This is a genomic window from Achromobacter insuavis (assembly GCF_902859645.1).
GTDB lineage: Bacteria > Pseudomonadota > Gammaproteobacteria > Burkholderiales > Burkholderiaceae_B > Achromobacter > Achromobacter insuavis.
The window spans coordinates 47932-70162 of record NZ_CADIJR010000019.1; the positions used below are offsets into that span (position 1 = coordinate 47932).

Sequence of the window (22231 nt, forward strand, 5' to 3'; positions counted from 1 at the left end):
GCCGCGGCTCAGCGCTGGGCGTTGACCATGGGCAGGTCCAGGCCCTGCTCGCGGGCGCAGTCGATCGCGGCCTGGTAGCCGGCATCGGCATGACGCATCACGCCGGTGCCCGGGTCGTTGGCCAGCACGCGGGCGATGCGTTCGGCCGCGGCATCGGTGCCGTCGCACACGATCACCATGCCGGCATGCTGCGAGAAGCCCATGCCGACGCCGCCGCCGTGATGCAGCGACACCCAGGTGGCGCCGCCCGCCGTGTTCAGCAGGGCGTTGAGCAGCGGCCAGTCGGACACCGCGTCGGAACCGTCGCGCATGGCCTCGGTTTCGCGGTTGGGGCTGGCGACGGAGCCGGAATCCAGATGGTCGCGGCCGATCACCACCGGCGCCGACAGCTCGCCGCTGCGCACCATCTCGTTGAACGCCAGGCCCAGCTTGGCGCGCTGCCCCAGGCCGACCCAGCAGATGCGCGCCGGCAGGCCCTGGAAGCGGATGCGCTCGCGCGCCATGTCGAGCCAGCGATGCAGGTGCGCGTCATCGGGGATCAGTTCCTTGACCTTGGCGTCCGTCTTGTAGATGTCCTGCGGATCGCCCGACAGCGCGGCCCAGCGGAACGGCCCCACGCCGCGGCAGAACAGCGGGCGGATGTAGGCGGGCACGAAGCCCGGGAAATCGAAGGCGTTGGCGACGCCTTCCTCCTTGGCCATCTGGCGGATGTTGTTGCCGTAGTCGAACGTCGGCACGCCCTGCCGCTGGAACGCCAGCATGGCTTCGACGTGGACGGCCATCGACTGCTTGGCGGCCTTGACCACGGCGGCCGGCTCGCGCTTGGCGCGTTCGCGGTATTCGGCCCAGGTCCAGCCGGCCGGCAGGTAGCCGTTGAGCGGATCGTGGGCGCTGGTCTGGTCGGTGACCATGTCCGGGCGCACGCCGCGCCGCACCAGCTCGGGCAGCACCTCGGCGGCGTTGCCGCACAGCGCCACCGACACCGCGCGGCCTTCCCGGGTGTAGCGGGCGATGCGGGCCAGCGCGTCATCCAGGTCGGCCGCCTGTTCATCGACATAGCGGGTGCGCAGGCGGAAATCGATGCTGGCCTGCTGGCATTCGATCGTCAGCGAGCAGGCGCCGGCCAGCGTCGCCGCCAGCGGCTGCGCGCCGCCCATGCCGCCCAGGCCGGCGGTCAGCACCCAGCGGCCGGCCAGCTTGCCGCCGTAGTGCTGGCGGCCCGCCTCGACGAAGGTCTCGTAAGTGCCCTGCACGATGCCCTGGCTGCCGATGTAGATCCAGCTGCCGGCGGTCATCTGGCCGTACATGGCCAGGCCCTTGGCGTCGAGTTCGTTGAAATGCTCCCAGGTGGCCCAGTGCGGCACCAGGTTGGAATTGGCGATCAGCACGCGCGGCGCGTTGGCGTGGGTCTTGAACACGCCGACCGGCTTGCCCGACTGCACCAGCAGGGTCTCGTCGTCCTCCAGGCGCTTGAGCGTCTCGACGATCTTGTCGTAGCAGTCCCAATCGCGCGCGGCGCGGCCGATGCCGCCGTAGACCACCAGTTCCTTGGGATTCTCGGCCACGTCCGGATCGAGGTTGTTCATCAGCATGCGCAGCGGCGCTTCGGTCAGCCAGCTCTTGGCGGTGAGCTGGTTGCCGCGCGGCGCGCGGATCTCGACGTCGCGGTATCGGTTCGATTGTTCCAAGGCAGTCTCCATGATCGACGCCGCGGCGCGATGCGCGGCCTGTTGGCGGAATCATAGGATGCCTATGCTTGTATATACAAGCTGATTGGACCAGGTTCCTGATCAGGGATTTCCCGTACGACGCCGCGCTCGGCGGGCGTCGCAAGGCGGCATCAGCCCTGGCGCGGCTGCAGCTCGATCAGGCAGGCGTCCAGGACCGTGGCGGATTCCAGGCGGTATTCGGCCAGGCCTTCCGCGCTGTCCAGATGCAGGCAGTCGTAGCGCGCGGGCGACGGCAGCAACAGGCCATCGCGCCGCGCCGTGAGCGCGTCGCCGGCATTGAACAGCAACACGATGCTGGCCGCGCTGTGGAAGGTCCAGTCGCGCGCGCCGCCGATCCATTGCAGCCGCGCGTGGTAATGGCGTGGCGAATAGATCAGGTTGAAATCACGGATAGGGCCATCCAGCAGCCGGCAATCGACCCGCGCGTCGCCGGAGAACGCATAGGCCTGCCGCGCCAGCAGCGGCGCCTTCTCGCGACCGTCGACGGTCAGCGCGATGCCCGCGCCTTCCAGCACGGTGATGACGCGCTGCAGGCCGCTGAACGCGGAAAAGCCGCCCGCCTGCGCCACGTCGGCGATCGACAGGCGCCAGGTGAACGCGGCGCTGCTGCCGCCGGCGTTGCACGCCACTTCCTGGGTGGTGCCGCCGCCATTGCGCCACGGCATGCGGGGATAGTCCTGTGCCCGATACAGGCGCACGTCAAGCGAAGTCATGTGGAGAATTTTCCTTCCAGGCGATGGCGCGAACCGGGGTGGATCAGGCGCGCCAGGGTGACGGCGCGTTCGCCCGACCAGGTGCGCCGGCGGATCAGCAGGCAGGGCTCGTTGCGGTCGATCTGCAGCAGCTGGCATTCGCGCGGCTTGGCGACGATGGCCTCGACCACATGTTCGCCCTCGGTCAGCGGCGCCACCCGCGTCAGGTATTCATAGGGCGTGTGGCGGGTGAAGTCCTGCTTCAGGTAGTCGGGCGCCAACCGCACGTTGACGTAGCGGTCTTCGAGCTGGATCGGCACGTCGTCCTCGAAGTGCACAATGAGCGAATGGAACACCGGCTGGCCTTCGCGGATGTCGAGCGCGGCGGCCTGTTCGCTGCCGGCGGCTTCCTCGGCCAGCCGCACCACGCGGCTGTGGTGGCGATGGCCGCGGGCCGTGATCTCGTCGGCGATATTGTTGACCGCGAACAGCGCCGAACGCGTCTTGGGCTGGGCCACGAACGTGCCCACGCCCTGCATGCGCACCAGCAGGCCCTCGGCCGTCAGCTCGCGCAGTGCGCGGTTGATGGTCATGCGGGAATAACCCAGCTCCTGCACCAGCTCGCTTTCCGAGGGCACGCGGTAATGCGCCGGCCACGCGCCGCTGCGGATCTGCTGGGCGATCATCTGCTTGAGTTGCGCATAAAGCGGCGCGGGCAGGGCGTTGGCCTGGGCCGGCAGGCTGGGCGGATTGGAAGCCACGGAATATCCTGTGTCGTGCCGTTGGACGAAAACCGATTATAGGGGCCACTAGACATGTACAGACAGGCGGCCCGCGCTGGACGCGACCTGCCTGGCCGCGTATACTCCCCCCCTGTATCTACCGGAGCCCGCCGTGCCCCATTCCCCCGCAGAGAAAAAGCGCGTCACCACGCGCCTGCGCCGCATCCAGGGCCAGGCGCTGGCGCTGGAACGCGCCGTCAACGAAGGCACGGAATGCGGCGCGCTGCTGCAACAGCTGGCCGCCCTGCGCGGCGCGGCCACCGGCCTGATGGCCGAAGTGCTCGAAAGCCACCTCCGGGAGACCTTCCTCCAATCCGCCCAGGGCGGACGGCCCGGCGCCACGATCGAACCCGAAGCGGAAATCGATCAGATCATGCGCATCGTCCGTTCCTATCTGAAATAACGCCATCGACCTCGTGGAGCAAAGCTATGAAATCACGCGCAGCAGTCGCATTCGGACCCGGCAAGCCGCTGGAAATCGTTGAAATCGACGTCGCGCCGCCGCAGCGCGGTGAAGTGCTGGTGCAGATCACCCACACCGGCGTCTGTCACACCGACGCCTTCACCCTCAGCGGCGACGACCCCGAAGGCCTGTTCCCCGCCGTGCTGGGCCATGAAGGCGCCGGCGTGGTGGTCGAAGTCGGCGAAGGCGTGACCTCGCTCAAGCCGGGCGACCACGTCATCCCGCTCTACACGGCCGAGTGCCGCGAGTGCAAGTTCTGCCTGTCCGGCAAGACCAACCTGTGCCAGAAGGTGCGCGCCACCCAGGGCAAGGGCGTGATGCCCGACGGCACCTCGCGCTTCAGCTACGAGGGCAAGCCGCTCTACCACTACATGGGCTGCTCGACCTTCAGCGAATACACCGTGGTCAACGAGATCTCGCTGGCCAAGATCAACCCGGCCGCGCCGCACGAAAAGGTCTGCCTGCTGGGCTGCGGCGTCACCACCGGCCTGGGCGCGGTGCACAACACCGCCAAGGTCAAGGAAGGCGACACCGTGGCCGTGTTCGGCCTGGGCGGCATCGGCCTGGCGGTGATCCAGGGCGCGGTGCAGGCCAAGGCCGGCCGCATCATCGCGGTCGACACCAACCCCAACAAGTTCGTGCTGGCCAGCGCCATGGGCGCCACCGATTGCATCAACCCGAAGGACTACGACAAGCCGATCCAGGAAGTGATCGTCGAACTCACCGACGGCGGCGTGGACTTCTCGTTCGAGTGCATCGGCAACGTCCACGTGATGCGCGCCGCGCTCGAATGCTGCCACAAGGGCTGGGGCGAGAGCATCATCATCGGCGTGGCCGGCGCCGGCCAGGAAATCAGCACGCGCCCGTTCCAGCTGGTCACCGGCCGCGTGTGGCGCGGCTCGGCCTTCGGCGGCGTCAAGGGCCGCACCCAGCTGCCCGGCATGGTCGAGGACGCGATGAGCGGCAAGATCGACCTGGATCCGTTCGTGACCCACACGCTGCCGCTGGACCGCATCAACGAGGCCTTCGACCTGATGCATGAAGGCAAGTCGATCCGCACCGTGATCCACTACTGATCGCGCCCCGCGCGGTTGAAAAGCCCGTCGCGCAAGCGGCGGGCTTTTTTTCATGACAGCGGCAAGTCAATCCGCGCGTCGATCATGACACGTCTGTCATTCATCTTCACGTAATCCTGGCCCGCGACCATGCATCCCTCCGAAAACAGAGGGATGCACGCGAATGATCACGTGGAAGAGGAATGCCGGCGCGGCGGCATTGAGCCTGGTGGCGCTGCTGGCCGGTTGCGGCGGCAGCGACGACGACGATACGCCGGCCAGCCCGGCGCCGGTCGCCAGCCGGCCCATGGAACTGACGATCCTGCACATCAACGATCATCATTCCAACCTGGACAGCAGGAAGAAGGATCTCAAGCTCAAGAACGCCGCCGGCGCGCGCGTGACGGTCAACACCGACGTCGGCGGCTTTCCGCGCGTCACCGCGGCCTTCGCCGCCCTGGCCGCGGCATCGCCCAACGTGCTCAAGCTGCACGCCGGCGACGCCACCACCGGCACGCTGTACTTCAACCGCGCGGGCGAACCCGGCGAAGCCGACGCAGCGCTGATGAACACGGTCTGCTTCGACGCCATGACGTTGGGCAACCATGAATTCGACAAAGGCGACAGCGGCCTGAAGCGCTTCATCGATCTGCTGCATGCTGGCGCCTGCCAGACGCCGGTGCTCAGCGCCAACGTCACCTTCGGCGCCAACTCGGCGCTCAATCCCTCGCGCGCCCCGGGCATGGTCAAGCCCGCCATCGTGGTGCAGCGCGACGGCCAGCCGATCGGCCTGGTCGGCCTGACGATCGCCAACAAGACCCAGCAATCGTCCAGCCCCGACCCTGGCACCCTGTTCTCCGACGAGACCGCCGCCGCGCAGCAGCAGATCGACGCGCTGCGCGCCCAGGGGGTCAACAAGATCGTGGTGATGAGCCACATCGGCTATGACTACGACAAGCAGATCATTCCCAAGCTCAGCGGCGTCGACGTGGTGGTTGGCGGCGACTCCCACACGCTGCTCGGCCCCGACGCGCTGACGACCTACGGCGTCGGCTCGCCCGCCGGCGCGTACCCCACCGAACTGCGCAACAAGGACGGCAAGCGCGTCTGCCTGGTGCAGGCCTGGGAATACTCGCAGGTGGTGGGCGAACTGAAGGTCAGTTTCGACGCCAATGGCGATGTGACGGCCTGCGCCGGCACTCCCCATGTGCTGCTGGGCGACACCTTCAAGATCGGCGGCGCCGCACCCGCCGCCGCCGACCAGACCGCCATTCTGGCCGACGTGGCCGCCAGCGGCTTCCTGCGCCTGCAGCAGCCGGATGCGCACGCCACGGCCGTGCTGCAGCCCTTCAAGACCAAGGTCGACGCGTTCAGCGCCAGCCTGGTGGCGACGGTGCCGCAGGAACTGTGCTCGCGGCGCGTCCCCGGCGGCCCCGGCTCGCGCGACTACAGCCGTTCCAGCGTCGCCTGCAACACCCTGGGCAACGTCAACCTGCACGGCGGCGACATCCAGCAGTTGGTGGCGCAGGCCTATCTGGAAGTGGCCAACACCAACTACGGCGGCGCCGACATCTCGTTGCAGAGCGGCGGTGGCGTGCGCATGCCGTTGCTGGGCAACGTGACCGCGGCCAGCGTGATCGAAGTCGTGCCCTTCGGCAACATGCTGTGGCGTCTGGATGTCACCGGCGCCGAGGTCAAGAACATGCTGGAAGACGGCATGCAGGCGGTCTACGGCCCCGGCGGTTCGACCGGCCCGTACCCCTACGCGGGCGGCTTGCGCTGGGACGTGAACGCCGCGCTGGCCGAAGGCAGCCGCGTGTCGAACATCGAGGTGCGCGACAACGTCAGCGGCAACTGGCTGCCGCTGGACCTGAACCGCACCTACAAGCTGTTCGTCCTGAGCTTCAACGCCACCGGCGGCGACGGCTACAAGACCCTGGCCAACGTGCCGGCGGCCCGCCGCCAGGACATCGGCGTGCTCGATGCCGACGTGCTGCAGGCCTACATCGACAAGCAGGCCAAGAACCCCGTGTCCGGCCTGCCGGTGCTGAACCTGCTGCCGATCAGCCTGTACAGCACCAAGACGTACAGCGAGTGAGCCGGCGCTCCGGCCGCGCTATCACGGCGCGGCCGGAGCCCTAGCCCAGGCAGGCCGCGCTGTTCTGCACGGCCGTGCTCACCAGCACCCCCGCCGACATCAGCTTGTAGCGCAGGCGCGGCGCGCGCAGCGGGCCGGCTTCGTCATAGATCCGCTCGGTCTCGCGCACGAAGGCCTCCAGGGAAAAGTCCCGCACCGCCCTGCGGCGCGCGGCGGCCGCCATCCAGTCGAGCAGGATGCGGTTCTCCAGGATCTCGGCCAGCGTCTCCGCCACCCGTGGCGGCGCCGACACCGGCACGATCCAGCCATTGCCGCCTTCGGTGACGTTCTCGGCCAGGCCGCCGGTATCGCTGACGATGACCGGCTTGCCCGCCGCCATCATCTCGCGGCAGGCAAAGGAAATCGTCTCCAGGCGCGACGACAGCACGAAGCCCACATCCATCGCCGCCAGCAGCGGCCGCACGTCGCGCAGCAGGCCGGTGAACACCACCGCGCCGGCCATGCCCAGCGCCTCGACCCGCCGCAGATCGGCGGCGGCGGGCGGCAGGCCGGCGATCAGCACGGCGATCTGTCCGCGCTGGTCTGGCGGCAGCAGGGCCACGGCGGCGACCATGTCCAGCCAGTTCTTGTAGCTGGCCGTGCCGGCGTGGCTGCCGACCACCAGGCGGTCCCGCAATGCCGGCGGCAGCAATGCCTCGCGCGCCCGCGCGGCCTCGTCCGGCGCCGCCGGACGGTAGTGCGCCGTGTCCACGCCGTTACGCACCAGCCGCAGGTCCTGCGGGCGGAAGGCCGAGCGGCCCATGCCCTCGTAGGTGTGCTGGCTGACGCAGATGACGCGGTCGGTGGCCAGCGCGGCCCGCAGCCGCGCGCCCAGGCTGCGGGGATGGCGGCCATTGTGCTGGGTGTAGACCATGAACGGCCGCAGCGGCCCGAGCCCCACGGCCGCCAGCATGCAGAGGCGATGATCCGCCGAGCCATTGACGTGCACCACGTCGAACGCCTCGGCCCGCAGCAGCGCGCGCAACTGGCGCAACGTGCGCCACTGCCGCGCCGGCGCGCCCTTGAACTGCAGCGCCACCGTGCGCACCCCTGGCAGCGCGGCCGCCTCGTCCAGCAGCCGGCTGCCGCGCGGCGCCGCCACCGTGACGTCGGCCCGCGCGCCCAGCGCGCGCGCCAGCGACATGACGTAGGTCGTGTGGCCGCCGCCATCACCCAGGTGGAAATTGGTGTACAGGATCTTCATCGCCCGCCCTCAATCCTCCCGCAGCGCCTGGCACAGGGCGGCGGCGTACTCGGGGCCGCTGCGCATCCGCACATAGGTCGCGTAATGCTGGCGGTAGCGCTCGCTGTAGACATCCGGCAGGGGCCGCGCACGCGACAGCTGCGACATGCCCGAGGCGCGCCAGACTTCGACCTGCGCGCGCACCTCGGCGCGCGTCAGCTGGCCCTGCGCCTGACGGCGCTCGAAAGCGTCGCGCACGGTATCCGGCAACTCGCACGCGGACGCCGGCGCCATCGGCAGACCCTGGCCGGGCGCCGGCTCGGCCGCCCAGGCGGGCAGCGCCGCGGCCAGGCCCGCCACCAATGCGGCGCGCCCGGCCGCCTGTTTCCATCGCTGCATAAAGCCTCCCTGGCGTCCACCCCGCGCCGCCGATGGGCACGGCCGGTGAACAGGACCAGTCTAGGAAGCGCGCCGCGACAGGACGCGAACAGGCAGATTAGTTTTCTGTAATGTTGCCGCCGGCGATCCAGAAGCCGATGGTGCTGACGCCGCCCTCGGAACATGCGAACGGCCGGCCGCCATGCATGCGCGCGATGGCGGCCACGATGGCCAGGCCCAGCCCGTGGTGGTTGGCATCGAACGGACGCGCCGCGTCCATGCGATAGAAGCGGTAGAACAGCCGCGGCAGGTGCTCCGCGCCGATCGGCTCGCCGTGGTTGCGCACGGCGATGCGCACGCCTTCGTCGCCACGGTCGATCAGCAGGTCGATGCGGGTGCCGGGATGGGCATAGCGCACCGCGTTGGACACCAGGTTGGACACGGCGCGCTGCAACAGCGAGCGGTCCACCCGCGCCGCCGCCTCGCCGGACACCGCGAACGAGACCCGTGCGTCCATGGCTTCGGCCTCGTGGTAGTCGGCCACCTCGGCGACGACCTGCGCCAGGCTGGGCGTCCAGCTGCCGCGCGCCTGGGCGCCGCGGTCGGCCTGCGACAGGAACAGCATGTCGTTGACGATGCCGGACAGGCGCTGCAACTCCTCCAGGTTCGAGCCCAGGATCTCGCGCAGCGCCGCTTCCGGCCGCTTGCCGCTGAGCGCCAGCTCGGTCTCGCCGATCAGCGTCGCCAGCGGCGTGCGCATCTCGTGCGCGACATCGGCATTGAAGCCTTCCATCTGCACATAGGCGCGTTCCAGCCGCTGCAGCACCGCGTTGAACTGGTGCACCAGCGGCCGGATCTCTTCGGCCTGATGGCTCTCGTCCAGCCGCTCGCCAATGCGGTCGGGCGACAGCCGCGCGGCCTGCCGTCCGAGTTCATCGACCGGCGCCATCGCCCGCCGCACCAGCCGCGTGCCGATCGCCGACACCACGATGGCGCCGGCCAGCGCGCAGCCCAGCAGCGTCCATGCCAGCGCCGCGCGCAGGTGCAGGTCGGAGGTGATGTCCAGCACCAGCTCCGCGTTCATCGAACCGCCCGGCGAACCCGGCACCGGCAGCGTGAAGCTGATGCGGCGGTCGTGCCCGTCACCGCCGTCATCCGGACCGCCGTAGACCACCCTGGCGCCGTCGATCTCCAGCGCCAGCGAGAAATCGGGGCGGCCGTAGAAGAAATCCTCGAGCTTGTGGCGCAGCGACGCCGAATCGCCCTTGGCCGCGTTCTCTTCGACCAGGTGCTTGATGACTTCCATCTTCTGCGCCAGCAAGGCCTCCTGGCGGATGGACAGGTTGCGGTTGGTGGCCCAGTAGACCGCCACGCACACCAGGCCAAGGCCGGCAAAGGTCAGGATCGCCAGCCAGCGCGTGAGCCAGCGCCGCAGCGACCGGGGCCGGGGCGAGGCCATCAGTCTTCCCGCACTTCCAGCACGTAGCCCATGCCGCGCACGGTGTGCAGCAGCTTCTTCTCGAACGGGTCGTCGACCTTGCCGCGCAGGCGCCGCACGGCCACCTCGACCACGTTGGTGTTGCTGTTGAAGTTGATGTCCCAGACCTGCTCGGCCAGCTCCAGGCGCGACAGCACCTCGCCCTGCTTGCGCATCAGCAAGGCCAGCAGCGTGAATTCCTTGGCGGTCAGGTCCAGCCGCGTCCCGGCGCGATAGGCGCGCCGGCGCAGCAGGTCGAGTTCCAGGTCGCCGATGCGCAGCACGTTCTGGCCGCCGGCCTCGGCCACGTTATGGCCGCTGCGGCGTCCCAGCGCCAAGACCCGCGCCAGCAGCTCGGACAGCGCGAACGGCTTGGCCAGATAGTCATCGGCGCCATCGCGCAGGCCCTTGACGCGGTCTTCCAGCTTGTCGCGCGCGGTCAGCATCAGCACCGGCACGCGATCGGTCTTGCGCAATTCGTGCAGCACCGAAAACCCGTCCATGCCCGGCAACATCACGTCCAGCAGCACCAGGTCGTACTGGCTTTCACGCGCCAGGTGCAGGCCGCTGACGCCGTCCATGGCCACGTCGACCACGTAGCTGTGCTCGGTGAGCGCGCGGCGCAGGTATTCGGCGAGTTTTTTTTCGTCTTCAATGACCAGTATTTTCATGAGGCCCCGGATGGAGAAAGGGACGAACCGCGACGCAGTGCCACCCTATTCTACGTTCGCGGCGTCGGAATACGACAGCCGCCGTCCGCGCGCCAGGGCGCGGGACGGCGGCGGCGGTCGGGCCGTACCGGTTGCCACCCGCGGCGCGCTGGCCGCGGACGGCGCGGAAACGACGGGGCGCGTTCAACCCGGGGTATAGATCGCGTCCAGCCGGGCGCGCTCGGCCGGCGTCATCGCCTCGACTTCCGCCAGCGCGTCGGCGCGGGTGCGCGACGTGCCCTGCTTGGCCCAGCCCGGCTTGCCCAGGTTGTAATACGTGAAAAACCACTGGCGCTTGTCGGCCTTGGCGGCGGCCAGTTCGCTGGCGACCTGCTCGCCGGTCTTGCCCATGGCCGCATGGTCCGGCGCGATGCTGTAGCCGATCTCGGTGTTGGTCGGGTGCCAGGTGCTGTTGGCGCTGGCCAGGGCCGGCACGGCCAGGGCGCCGCACAGGGCGAGGGTGGCGACGATGCGTTGCTTCATGAGGATATCTCCCAGTTTCGGTGACTTGCCGGGGCGGCCAGGACGCCGCGCCTGCACGCTTTTTGTTAAGCGGTGAAGACACTCTACGGACACGACCGCGTCAATTCGCCAACACGCCGATTACGAATTCGTAAGGCGCGCGAACCTTACCGAAATGTCATTTTTCTGTCGGGGATCTGACGAGGCCCGTTGGATAGAGTGCCCACCAATGCCTGCCTCAGCCCGAGTCCGTGGCGCCCTCCCTTGGTTGACCTCATGCGTTCATCCCCGATACCGCTCGTCGTGGCGGCAGCCTTCTTCCTCTCGCCGGCCTGGAGCCAGCCCGGCCCCGCCGCTGCTCCGCCTGCCGCCCGCGCGGCGTCGGCCGCGCCCGCCTTGACGCTGGAGCAGGCGCTGGCCACGGCCTACGAGCGCAGCCCGCTGCTGGCGGCCGCGCGCAACGAGGCCGCGGCCAGCGAAGGCCAGGTCACGCAGGCCGGCGTCATCCCCAATCCGAGCCTCGAAGTCGGCATCGACGACAACCGCCGCGCCACCAGCACCACCACCACCGCGCTGAGCATGCCGGTGGAACTGGGCGGCAAGCGCGGCGCGCGCATCAAGGCGGCCGGCCTGGCGCGCGACATCGCCCAGCGCGATCTGTCCAGCGCGCGCGCCGACCTGCGCGCCGCCGTCATCGCCGCCTTCTTCGACGTGGCGGTGGCGCAGGAAACGGTGCGGGTGTCGCAAGGCACCGTGGACATCGCCCAGAACGCCCTGCGCCTGGCCGAACGGCGCGTCGCCGCCGGCAAGGCGCCGCCGCTGGAAAGCAGCAAGGCCCGCGTCGAACTGGCCAACGCGCGTATCGACGCCCGCGCCGCCGACGCCACGCTGGACGCCGCGCGGCGCAAGCTCGGGCAACTGTGGGGCGCGTCCGCGCCTGACTTCGCGCGGGTGGGCACCGACCTGCAAGCGCTGCCGCGGCGCGAGGCCATCGACGACCTGCGCGCCGCCCTCGCCACGTCGCCACGCATGGAGGCGGGCCGCCTCTCGGTCGAGCTGGGGCGGGCGCAACTGGAGGTCGAGAAGAGCAAGCGCTATCCCGACATCACCCTGAGCGCCGGCGTGGCGCGCGACAACGAGCAGGGCCGCAACAAGGCGCAGTTCGGCGTCGCGATCCCGCTGCCGCTGTTCGACCGCAACCAGGGCAACGTCTACTCGGCCACGATGCAGTCGTACAAGGCGCAGGACCTGTATCGCGAGCTGGAGTCGCGCCTGACCGCCGACCTGCTGCAATCCGTCTCGCAGTTCGACCTGGCCGCCAATTCGGTGCGCGAGTACCGCGCCACCGTGCTGCCCGGCGCCGCCGAGGCCTACGACAGCGCCCGCAAGGGCTTCGAGGCCGGCAAGGTCAGCTTCCTGGAAGTGCTGGATGCGCAACGCACCCTGTCGCAAGGAAACATCGGCTACCTGAACGTCCTGGCCGGCGCCTATCAGGCGGCGGCGGACATCGATCGCATTCTCGGACGTTGAACCCTATCCCTCCCATGACCATGCACACCGCGCTTTCCGCCCTTTCCCGCCCGGCGCTGGCCGCCGCCCTGTCCGCCGCCTGCCTGCTGGCGCTGGCCCTGCCACGCCCGGCCCTGGCCGACGCGGCCGGCGACGGACACAGTCATTCCGCCGCCGAGACCGCGCCCGATGGCAAGACCGGCCAGGCCGACTCCCCGGCGGAGCATGACGAAGACAAGATCACGCTGAGCGCCGAACAGATCCAGGCCGCCGGCCTCGGCATCGAAACGGCCGGCCCCGCGCGGCTGGAGACCGCCTCGCAATTCCCTGGCGAAATCAAGTTCAACGCCGACCGCACCGCGCACGTAGTGCCGCGCCTGGCCGGCGTGGTGCAGGAGGTGTCGGCGGACCTGGGCCAGCAGGTCAAACAAGGCGACCTGCTGGCGGCGCTGTCGAGCACCGCGTTGTCGGAACTGCGCAGCGAATGGCTGGCCGCCAGCAAGCGCCGCGACCTCGCCGCCGCCACCCACCAGCGCGAACTCAAGCTGTGGCGCGAGAAGGTCTCGGCCGAACAGGACTACCAGCAGGCGCGCACCGCGCTGCAGGAGGCCCAGATCGCCGTGCAGAACGCCGCGCAGAAACTCGCCGCCATCGGCGCGCCGCCACAGTCCAGGGACCTGAGCCGGCTGGAGATCCGCGCGCCGTTCGACGGCGTGGTGGTCGAGAAACACATCGCCCTGGGCGAGGCCCTGCCCGACACCGCCAGCATCTTCACGCTGTCGGACCTGCGCACGGTCTGGGCCGAGTTCGTGATCGCGCCCAAGGACCTGCAGGACGTGCGCGTCGGCGAAGCCGCCAGCGTCGCCTCGGCGGCCTTCTCCGGCCAGGCCCGAGGCAAGGTGTCGTACATCGGCTCGCTGCTGGGCCAGCAGACCCGCACGGCCACGGCCCGCGTCACCCTCGACAACCCCGACATGGCCTGGCGACCGGGCCTGTTCGTCTCGGTCAACGTCGTCACCAGCAGCGCCGACGCGCCGGTGGTGGTGGCGGCCGACGCGGTCCAGACCGTCGAGAACGAATCGGTGGTGTACGTCGAAACGCCGGGCGGCTTCCTGGCGCAGCCGGTCAAGCTCGGCCGCGCCGCGGGCGAGCAGGTCGAAGTGCTGTCGGGCCTGGCCGCCGGCGCCCGCTACGTCGCGCGCAACGCCTTCGTGCTCAAGGCCGAGCAGGGCAAGGCCAGCGCCAGCCACGCGCACTGAGCCGGAGCATCCAGACATGTTCGAACGCCTGATCCGCTTCGCCATCGAGCAACGGTGGCTCGTCATCTTCGTCACCCTGGGCGTCGCCGCCATCGGGGTCTACAACTACACCCGGCTGGCCATCGACGCCGTGCCGGACATCACCAACGTGCAGGTGCAGATCAACGTCGGCGCGCCCGGCTACTCGCCGCTGGAGACCGAACAGCGCATCACCTATCCGATCGAGACCGTCATGGCCGGCCTGCCCGGCCTGCAGCAGACCCGCTCGCTGTCGCGCTACGGCCTGTCGCAGGTGACGGTGATCTTCAAGGACGGCACCGACATCTACTTCGCCCGCCAGCTGGTCAACCAGCGGCTGCAGGAAGCCAAGGAAAGCCTGCCCGAAGGCATCACGCCGACCATGGGGCCGATCTCGACCGGCCTGGGCGAAATCTACCTGTGGACGGTGGAGGCCGAGCCCGGCGCCAAGAAGGAAGACGGCACGCCCTATACGCCCACCGACCTGCGCGAGATCCAGGACTGGGTCATCAAGCCGCAACTGCGCAACATCACCGGCGTCACCGAGATCAACTCGATCGGCGGCTTCGCCAAGGAATACCAGGTGGCGCCCAATACCGAGCGGCTGGCCTCCTACGGCCTGTCGCTGACCGACATCATGACGGCGCTGGACCGCAACAACGCCAACGTCGGCGCCGGCTACATCGAGCGCAAGGGCGAGCAGTACCTGATCCGCGCGCCAGGCCAGGTGCGCTCCATCGACGACATCCGCGACGTGGTGCTGACCGCCGTGGACGGCCAGGCCATCCGCATCCGCGACGTGGCCGACGTCAGCATCGGCCGCGAGCTGCGCACGGGCGCGGCCACCGACAACGGCCAGGAAGTGGTGCTGGGCACCGTCTTCATGCTGATCGGCGAGAACAGCCGCGCGGTGTCGCAGGCGGTGTCGGCGCGCATCGACGCCATCAACAAGACCCTGCCGGCCGGCATCAAGGCCGTCACCGTGTACGACCGCAGCAACCTGATCGACAAGGCCATCGCCACGGTCAAGAAGAACCTGCTGGAAGGCGCGGCCCTGGTGATCGTGATCCTGTTCCTGTTCCTGGGCAACATCCGCGCCGCGCTGATCACCGCCATGGTGATCCCGCTGTCGATGCTGTTCACCTTCACCGGCATGGTCACCTACAAGGTCAGCGCCAACCTGATGAGCCTGGGCGCGCTGGACTTCGGCATCATCGTCGACGGCGCGGTGGTGATCGTCGAGAACTGCGTGCGGCGGCTGAGCCACGCGCAGGAACAGCAGGGCCGGCCCCTGACCCGCAGCGAACGCTTCCACGAAGTCTTCGCCGCCGCGCGCGAGGCGCGTCGGCCGCTGCTGTTCGGCCAGCTCATCATCATGGTGGTGTACCTGCCGATCTTCGCGCTCAGCGGGGTCGAAGGGCGCATGTTCCATCCCATGGCCCTGACCGTGGTGCTGGCGCTGCTGGGCGCAATGATCCTGTCGGTCACCTTCGTGCCGGCGGCGGTGGCGCTGTTCATCGGCAAGAAGGTCTCGGAAAAGGAAAACCGCCTGATGCTGTGGGCCAAGCGCCGCTACGCGCCGCTGCTGGACCTGGCCCTGCGCCGCACGCCGCTGGTGCTGGCCGCCGCCACCCTGTTCGTGGCGGTGTGCGGCGTGATCGCCGCGCGCATGGGCAGCGAGTTCATCCCCAATCTGAACGAGGGCGACATCGCCATCCAGGCGCTGCGCATTCCCGGCACCAGCCTGAGCCAGTCGCTGGAGATGCAGAAGCAGCTGGAGACCCGGCTGAAGCAGAAATTCCCCGAGATCGAACGCGTGTTCGCCCGCACCGGCACCGCCGAGATCGCCTCCGACCCGATGCCGCCCAATATCTCCGACGGCTACATCATGCTCAAGCCCCGCGATCAGTGGCCCGCGCCGCGCAAGACCCAGGCCGAGCTGTTGCAGGCGATCCAGGAAGAGGCCGCGCAGATTCCGGGCAACAACTACGAATTCTCGCAACCGATCCAGCTGCGCTTCAACGAGCTGATCTCCGGCGTGCGCAGCGACGTGGCGGTGAAGATCTTCGGCGACGACAACGACGTGCTGAACCGTTCCGCGGCCGAGGTCGCCCAGGTGCTGCAGGCGATTCCCGGCGCCTCCGAGGTCAAGATCGAGCAGACCACCGGCCTGCCGGTGCTGACGGTCAACATCGACCGCGCCCGCGCCGCCCGCTACGGCCTGAACCTGGCCGACGTGCAGGACACGCTGGGTATCGCCATCGGCGGCCGCGAGGCCGGCACCTTCTTCCAGGGCGACCGCCGCTTCGACATCGTGGTGCGCCTGCCGGAGACGGTGCGCGAGAGCATCCCGGCCCTGCGCAAGCTGCCCATCGCCCTGCCCAAGAGCGACGCACAGGCGCAGACCGCCTACATCCCGTTGTCGGAGATCGCCACCTTCGACCTGGCGCCCGGTCCCAACCAGATCTCGCGTGAGGACGGCAAGCGCCGCATCGTCGTCAGCGCCAACGTGCGCGGCCGCGACCTGGGCTCGTTCGTGCTCGACGCCGAAAAGGCGCTGGCCGAGCAGATCAAGGTGCCGGCCGGCTACTGGACCGCCTGGGGCGGCACCTTCGAACAGCTGCAATCGGCGGCCCAGCGCCTGCAGATCGTGGTGCCCGCCGCGCTGCTGCTGGTGTTCGGCCTGCTGTTCGCCATGTTCGGCAACATCAAGGACGGCCTGATCGTGTTCACCGGCATTCCGTTCGCACTGACGGGCGGCGTCATTTCGCTGTGGCTGCGCGGCATTCCGCTGTCGATCACCGCGGCGGTCGGCTTCATCGCGCTGTGCGGCGTGGCGGTGCTGAACGGCCTGGTGCTGCTGTCCTTCATCAGCTCGTTGCGCGAATCCGGCAAGCCGCTCGACCAGGCGGTGCGCGAGGGCGCCCTGACGCGGCTGCGGCCGGTGCTGATGACCGCGCTGGTGGCCTCGCTCGGATTCGTGCCCATGGCGATCGCCACCGGCACCGGCGCCGAGGTGCAGCGGCCGCTGGCCACCGTGGTCATCGGCGGCATCATCTCGTCGACCATCCTGACGCTGCTGGTGCTGCCCGCGCTGTACCGGCTGATGCACCGCAAGGACGCCGAGGAACTCGAGCTGGCGCAGAGCGCGGCGCGTCAGCGGGAGACCGCCGCCGGCTGACACGGCGGACCGCCCACCTTGCGCAAATGTAATGTCGCCGTCCGCGCGCTGTCGCGGACGGCTCAATAAAGTGGCGATGCGCCGGTGCCGCCCGGCCGGCGCGGCCCGACCGTTCGACCCAAAGGCGTTCCCACCATGCGTCCGTATCCCGCCATCCCCCTCCCGCCGCGCACGCCGCCGCGTCCGCCACAACTCTCCATCGTCATCTGCTTCCTGAACGAGCGCGAAGTGCTGCCGCAGTGCCACGCGCGCCTGCGGCAGGTGCTCGACGCCCTGGGCGAGCCGTGGGAAATCGTGTTCGTCGACGACGGCAGCCAGGACGGCAGCGCCGAATACATCGCCGGACTGATGGCGCGCGAGCCCGGCCTGAAACTGGTGCGCCTGAGCCGCAACTTCGGCAAGGAAGCCGCCATGACCGCCGGCCTGGAACACGCCACCGGCGCCGCCGTCATCCTGCTGGATGCCGACCTGCAGGACCCGCCCGAGCTGATTCCGGACATGGTGCGCGCCTGGCGCGAGGGCGCCGACGTGGTCGGCATGCGGCGCCGCAGCCGCGCCGGCGAGGGCTGGTTCAAGCGCGCCTCGGCCTACGCCTATTACCGCTTGTTGAGCCGGCTGAGCCGCGCCGCGATCCCGCCCGACACCGGCGACTTCCGCCTGATGAGCCGGCGCGCCGTCGATGCGCTGCTGCGGCTGCCCGAGCGTTGCCGCTACATGAAGGGTCTGTATGCCTGGGTCGGCATGCCGACCCGCGTCATCGACTACGACCGCGCCCCGCGCGCCGCCGGCGCCACCAAGTGGAACGTCTTCGCGCTGCTGCGGCTGGCGCTGGAAGGCATCACCTCGTTCTCGATCGCGCCGCTGCGCTGGGCCACGGTCGCGGGCGTGACCGCCGCGCTGCTGGGCGCCCTGTTCGGTATCATCATCATCTTCAAGACGCTGATCCATGGCGACGATGTCCAGGGCTACCCCTCGCTGATGGCCATGATCACGTTCCTGAGCGGCATCCAGCTGATCACCATCGGGCTGTTGGGCGAATACATGGGCAAGACCTACATGGAATCCAAGCAGCGCCCGGTCTATCTGGTGCGCGACGTACAACACAGCGCCGCGGCGGCCATGCCGCTGGCCGACACCGCCAAGGGTCCGCATGCGGTTAACTTCTAGGGGCCTGCTGCTGGGCCTGGGCGGCATCCTCGCGCTGCGCCTGCTGGCGATGGCGATGATGCCGTTCGCCGACACCTCCGAGCCGCGCTACGCCGAGATCGCCCGCCTGATGGCGACGACCGGCGACTGGATCACCCCATGGTTCGAGCCGGGCGAGCCGTTCTGGGGCAAGCCGCCGCTGGCCTTCTGGGCCCAGGCGCTGTCCATCCGGCTGTTTGGCCTGTCCGAGTTGGCGGTGCGCCTGCCGACGTGGCTGGCCATGCTGGGCGTGCTGGCGCTGGTCCACCGCTGCGCGCGCCAGTTGCGCGGCGAGCAGGCCGCGCGCTGGGCCACGCTGTTGTTCGCCACCATGCTGCTGCCGTACGCCAGCGCCGGCGCGGTGCTGACCGACGCCTTCCTGGCCCTGGGCATCACGCTGTCGATGGTGTCGTTCCTGCTGGCGCCGCGCGATCCGCGGCCGCTGTGGCGTTATGGCTTCTTCGTCGGCCTGGCCATCGGCCTGCTGTCCAAGGGCCCGCTGGCGCTGGTGCTGACCGCCGGCGCGATCGTGCCGTGGATGCTGTGGCACCGCAACGCGCGCGCGTCACTGCGGGCGCTGCCGTGGGCGGGCGGCATCGCCCTGACGCTGATGCTGGCGCTGCCCTGGTACATCGCGGCCGAACTGAAGACGCCGGGATTCCTGCGCTACTTCATCGTCGGCGAGCACATCCTGCGTTTCATCGATCCGGGCTGGGAAGGCGATCGCTACGGCTCGGCCCACCAACGCCCCTACGGCAGCATCTGGCTGGACTGGTTGATGGCGACCATGCCGTGGGGCGTGGCCTGGCTCGGCCTGCTGCTGTGGCCGCGGCGTGACGATCCGCTGCGCCGGCGCGTGGCGACGGCGGCGCGCGACCCCGACCTGACCTACCTGCTGGCCTGGGCGCTGGTCACGCCGGCATTCTTCACCCTGTCGGGCAACATCCTCTGGACCTACGTGCTGCCGGCGCTGCCGCCGGTGGCGCTGGCGCTCGGCATCCAGGCCGCGCAGTGGCGCGACGCGCGCCCGGGCCGCCTGATGCTGGCGGGCATGGCCTTGGCGCCCGCCGCCGCGCTGGTCCTGGCTCTGCTGGCCTGGATGCAGCCGGCGCACTACAAGACGGAAAAGCAGCTGGTGCAACGCGCCGAGGCCGCCATGCGGGCCGGCGACCGGCTCTATTTCGTCGGCAGCCGCCCGTTCTCCGCCCGCTACTATTCGCGCGACACGGCCGGCCTGGTGGACGGCCCGCAGGCCCTGGCCGCGGTGCTGCCGGCCGCCGGCCAGCGGGTATTCCTGGCGGTGCGCAAGCGCGAGGCCACCACGCTACTGGCGACCTGGCGCGGACAGGTCACGCCGCTGTATTCGAGCCGGCGCTACACCTTGCTGCAGGTGGCGGGCGAGGGCGCCACGGCGCCCTGACGCCGGCGCCTTGCCGATGCGTCAGCGCGCGCCGCGCAGGCGCATCAGGCTCAGGATCTCGAACAGGATCTGCGCGCCCGCATGGGCCGTATTGGCGGTGGCGTCGTACGACGGCGCCACTTCCACCAGGTCGCCGCCGACGATGTCCAGGCCGGCCAGCCCGCGCAGCATGGCCTGGGCCTCGCGCACGGTCACCCCGCCGACCTCCGGCGTGCCGGTGCCGGGCGCGAACGCCGGATCCAGGCAATCGATGTCGAACGACACGTAGACCGGCGCGTCGCCGACCACGGCGCGCGCCTGGGCGATGATGGCCTCCACGCCCAGGCGCGGGATGTCCTCGGCGTGGATCACCGTCATGCCCGACTCGTACGAGAACTCCCACAGGTATTCGGCCGAGCCGCGGATGCCGATCTGGATGGTGCGGGTGGGATCGAGCACGCCCTCCAGCACCGCCTGCCGGAACGGTCCGCCGTGATGGAAGCGGCTGCCATCGAACGGCCCGCCGGTATCGCAATGCGCATCGAAATGCACCAGCGCCACCGGCCGCCGCGCGCCCAACGCGCGCAGGATCGGCAGCGTCACGGAATGGTCGCCGCCGACCGACAGCGGCGTCACGCCCGCCGCCGCGATCCTGGCGTAGGCCGCGTGGATATCCTCGTGCGATTGCTCCAGGCTGTAGCGGCTGCGCATCGGCACGTCGCCGATATCGGCGACCCGCAGTTCGCGCACCGGCGCACATCGAAGCGCATGGTTGTACGGCCCCACCCGCTCGATGGCGCGCAACGCGCGCGGCCCGAAGCGGCAGCCGCTGCGATTGCTCGCGCCCAGGTCCATCGGCACGCCCAGCAACGCCACCTGCAGGTCGCCGAAGTCGGGCCGGTCCCAGTCGATCTGCCGCGCCGGCGCATCCAGCAGGGTCGGCATGCCGGCATAGGGCGCGCTGCGCGTGCCGCTCTCGTCGATGACGTTGGCCGCCACGGCGCGAAAGTGCGGATCGTGGATGACAGCCTCGTTGGCTCCGCCGAACCGGGCGCGCAACGCGGCCAGCTTCTCGGGCGTGAAGGTCATGGAATGCTCCTGGAAGGGGTGTCGCCCTGGACAGGCGCGGCGGCCTGCCCCATCAGGCTGACGATGACAAAGCTGAGGACGCTGACGGCCAGGCTGGCGTAGATCGGCGTGTTGGCGGCCAGGCCGTCCTTGATCATGAAGCCGATCGCAGTGCCGCAGCCCAGCAGCATGCTGGCGATGGCGCCGGGCGTGGTGGCGCGGCGCCACCAGATGGCGCCCAGGATCGGCACCAGCATGCCGCCCACCAGCAGGTTGTAGGCGCAGGTCAGCGCATTGAGCACATCGTCGACCGCCAGCGCGATGCCGAGCGTGGCCAGGCCCACCAGCAGCGTCACCAGGCGATGGCTGCGCACGTGCGTGAAGCCGCGTCCGCCGCGCAGGGCCGGCAGCAGGTCTTCGGACAGCACCGTCGCCGACGCCAGCATCGCCGCGCTGGCCGTGGACATCATCGCCGCCAGCGCCGCCGCGATCACCAGGCCGCGGATGCCCTCCGGCAGCCCCGCCTGCACGATGGCCGCGAACGCGTTGTTGACGTTGTCCAGATCGGGCAGCAGCACCTTGGCCGTCATGCCGATCAATGCGCCCACCAGGCCGTAGACGATGCAGTACACGCCCGCCGCCGCGCCCGCCACCCGCGCCACCCGTTCGCTGCGGGCGGTGAACACGCGCTGCCAGATGTCCTGGCCGATCAGGATGCCGAAGAAATAGATCAGGAAGTACGTCAGCACCGTGGACCAGCCGATGGTGGCGAACTCGAAGCTGGACGCCGGCAGCCTGGCCACCAGCTGGTCCCAGCCGCCGACCCGCGACAGGCAGATCGGCAGCAGGATGAACATCAGGCCGACGGTCTTGATCAGGAACTGCACGATGTCCGTCAGCGTCAGCGACCACATGCCGCCCACCGCCGAATACACCACCACCACGCCGCCGCCCACCAGGATAGACAGCCAGAAGGGCAGGTCGAACAGCACCTGCATCACGGTGCCGATCGCGATCACCGAGGTGGCCGCCAGCATCAGCGCGTAGGCCATCATCACCAGCGCGCTGACGTGCTTGGTGCGCGCGCTGTAGCGGTATTCCAGGATCTGCGTCACGGTGAAGATGCGCAGCTTCAGCAGCGGCTTGGCCAGGAACACATTGAGCACGATGATGCCCAGGCCCAGCATGGCGCACAGCCAGAAGCCGGAAATGCCGTAGACGTAGCCCAGCCGCACCGTGCCGACCGTGCTGGCGCCGCCCAGGACGGTCGCCGCCATGGTGCCCATGTAGAAGCCCGGCCCCAGGTTGCGGCCCGCCACCAGGAAATCCTCGTGCGTCTTCGCCCGCCGCATGCCGTACCAGCCCAGCAGCAGCATGGCGGCCAGGTACAGCACCACGACGCCTATATCCAAAACCATGTCCTTCCCCTTGTGTCGCCGCGTGCGTCGCGAAGCGCGCACGCTGATTGACCGCCGCCGGCAAAACAACTATTTACGTAGAAGTGAATCCGGAAAACTCGCGGTTTCCAGCCCCGATCGGCGCG

At 69.4% G+C, this 22231-nt stretch carries 18 protein-coding genes; 8 read left to right on the forward strand and 10 right to left on the reverse strand.

All coding sequences use genetic code 11. The features are described from left to right. Positions 1-8 precede the first annotated feature (8 nt). The 3 genes from hutU to hutC all read right to left on the reverse strand — a co-directional run bounded on the left by hutU (position 9) and on the right by hutC (position 3183). Entirely contained in the window at positions 9-1700 is a 1692-nt protein-coding gene (hutU, locus tag H0523_RS12645; RefSeq protein ID WP_054434001.1) for a urocanate hydratase, read from the reverse strand. Between the two features lie 140 nt (positions 1701-1840). After that, positions 1841-2443 carry a HutD/Ves family protein gene (locus H0523_RS12650; protein ID WP_054434002.1) on the reverse strand — a complete coding sequence of 201 codons (603 nt, stop codon included), beginning with the start codon at positions 2441-2443 and terminating at the stop codon, positions 1841-1843. After that, positions 2440-3183, reverse strand: coding sequence for a histidine utilization transcriptional repressor HutC (hutC, locus tag H0523_RS12655; RefSeq protein ID WP_180180069.1), 744 nt, complete (start codon positions 3181-3183; stop codon positions 2440-2442). Before hutC ends, H0523_RS12650 begins: the two co-directional genes overlap by 4 nt. A gap of 133 nt (positions 3184-3316) precedes the next feature. On the opposite strand from hutC, the gene H0523_RS12660 reads away from it, so the two are divergent. The 3 genes from H0523_RS12660 (at position 3317) to H0523_RS12670 (ending at position 6820) form a co-directional block, all read left to right on the forward strand. Continuing rightward, a complete protein-coding gene (locus H0523_RS12660; RefSeq protein ID WP_006392430.1) occupies positions 3317-3607 on the forward strand; it encodes a metal/formaldehyde-sensitive transcriptional repressor in 291 nt (96 codons plus the stop codon). Positions 3608-3633: 26 nt separating this feature from the next. Continuing rightward, the gene (locus H0523_RS12665) at positions 3634-4743 is read left to right on the forward strand and encodes an S-(hydroxymethyl)glutathione dehydrogenase/class III alcohol dehydrogenase (RefSeq protein WP_008164710.1); all 1110 of its coding nucleotides are present in this window, start codon (positions 3634-3636) and stop codon (positions 4741-4743) included. Positions 4744-4906: 163 nt separating this feature from the next. Next, the gene (locus H0523_RS12670) at positions 4907-6820 is read left to right on the forward strand and encodes a bifunctional metallophosphatase/5'-nucleotidase (protein ID WP_054434003.1); all 1914 of its coding nucleotides are present in this window, start codon (positions 4907-4909) and stop codon (positions 6818-6820) included. A gap of 40 nt (positions 6821-6860) precedes the next feature. Here the strand turns inward: H0523_RS12670 and H0523_RS12675 are convergent, their stop codons facing one another. The 5 genes from H0523_RS12675 to H0523_RS12695 all read right to left on the reverse strand — a co-directional run bounded on the left by H0523_RS12675 (position 6861) and on the right by H0523_RS12695 (position 11090). Continuing rightward, positions 6861-8063 (reverse strand): glycosyltransferase family 4 protein, encoded by a 1203-nt coding sequence (locus H0523_RS12675; RefSeq protein ID WP_054434004.1) that lies wholly within the window; start codon positions 8061-8063, stop codon positions 6861-6863. A 9-nt stretch (positions 8064-8072) separates the two neighbouring features. After that, a complete protein-coding gene (locus H0523_RS12680; RefSeq protein ID WP_231689819.1) occupies positions 8073-8441 on the reverse strand; it encodes a hypothetical protein in 369 nt (122 codons plus the stop codon). 97 nt (positions 8442-8538) lie between these two features. After that, a complete protein-coding gene (locus tag H0523_RS12685) occupies positions 8539-9879 on the reverse strand; it encodes a heavy metal sensor histidine kinase (RefSeq protein WP_054434006.1) in 1341 nt (446 codons plus the stop codon). Beyond that, positions 9879-10568 (reverse strand): heavy metal response regulator transcription factor, encoded by a 690-nt coding sequence (locus H0523_RS12690; protein WP_006392423.1) that lies wholly within the window; start codon positions 10566-10568, stop codon positions 9879-9881. Before H0523_RS12690 ends, H0523_RS12685 begins: the two co-directional genes overlap by 1 nt. Before the next feature lie 183 nt (positions 10569-10751). Beyond that, positions 10752-11090, reverse strand: a complete 339-nt coding sequence (locus tag H0523_RS12695) for a DUF4148 domain-containing protein (RefSeq protein ID WP_054434007.1) — start codon at positions 11088-11090, stop codon at positions 10752-10754. A 255-nt stretch (positions 11091-11345) separates the two neighbouring features. On the opposite strand from H0523_RS12695, the gene H0523_RS12700 reads away from it, so the two are divergent. The 5 genes from H0523_RS12700 to H0523_RS32400 all read left to right on the forward strand — a co-directional run bounded on the left by H0523_RS12700 (position 11346) and on the right by H0523_RS32400 (position 19641). Continuing rightward, the gene (locus H0523_RS12700; protein ID WP_054434008.1) at positions 11346-12599 is read left to right on the forward strand and encodes a TolC family protein; all 1254 of its coding nucleotides are present in this window, start codon (positions 11346-11348) and stop codon (positions 12597-12599) included. A 14-nt stretch (positions 12600-12613) separates the two neighbouring features. Then, on the forward strand, positions 12614-13837 hold the full coding sequence (locus tag H0523_RS12705; RefSeq protein ID WP_054434009.1) for an efflux RND transporter periplasmic adaptor subunit: 1224 nt from the start codon (positions 12614-12616) through the stop codon (positions 13835-13837). Between the two features lie 16 nt (positions 13838-13853). Beyond that, a complete protein-coding gene (locus tag H0523_RS12710) occupies positions 13854-17036 on the forward strand; it encodes a CusA/CzcA family heavy metal efflux RND transporter (protein WP_054434010.1) in 3183 nt (1060 codons plus the stop codon). Between the two features lie 135 nt (positions 17037-17171). Then, the gene (locus H0523_RS12715; RefSeq protein WP_054434032.1) at positions 17172-18203 is read left to right on the forward strand and encodes a glycosyltransferase family 2 protein; all 1032 of its coding nucleotides are present in this window, start codon (positions 17172-17174) and stop codon (positions 18201-18203) included. After that, positions 18187-19641, forward strand: coding sequence for an ArnT family glycosyltransferase (locus H0523_RS32400; protein ID WP_054434011.1), 1455 nt, complete (start codon positions 18187-18189; stop codon positions 19639-19641). Before H0523_RS12715 ends, H0523_RS32400 begins: the two co-directional genes overlap by 17 nt. Before the next feature lie 21 nt (positions 19642-19662). Here the strand turns inward: H0523_RS32400 and speB are convergent, their stop codons facing one another. Next, positions 19663-20709, reverse strand: a complete 1047-nt coding sequence (gene speB / locus H0523_RS12725) for an agmatinase (RefSeq protein WP_054434012.1) — start codon at positions 20707-20709, stop codon at positions 19663-19665. Further along, positions 20706-22106 (reverse strand): sodium:solute symporter family protein, encoded by a 1401-nt coding sequence (locus H0523_RS12730; RefSeq protein ID WP_054434013.1) that lies wholly within the window; start codon positions 22104-22106, stop codon positions 20706-20708. The genes speB and H0523_RS12730 overlap by 4 nt, the downstream gene beginning before the upstream one ends. Between the last annotated feature and the right edge of the window lie 125 nt (positions 22107-22231).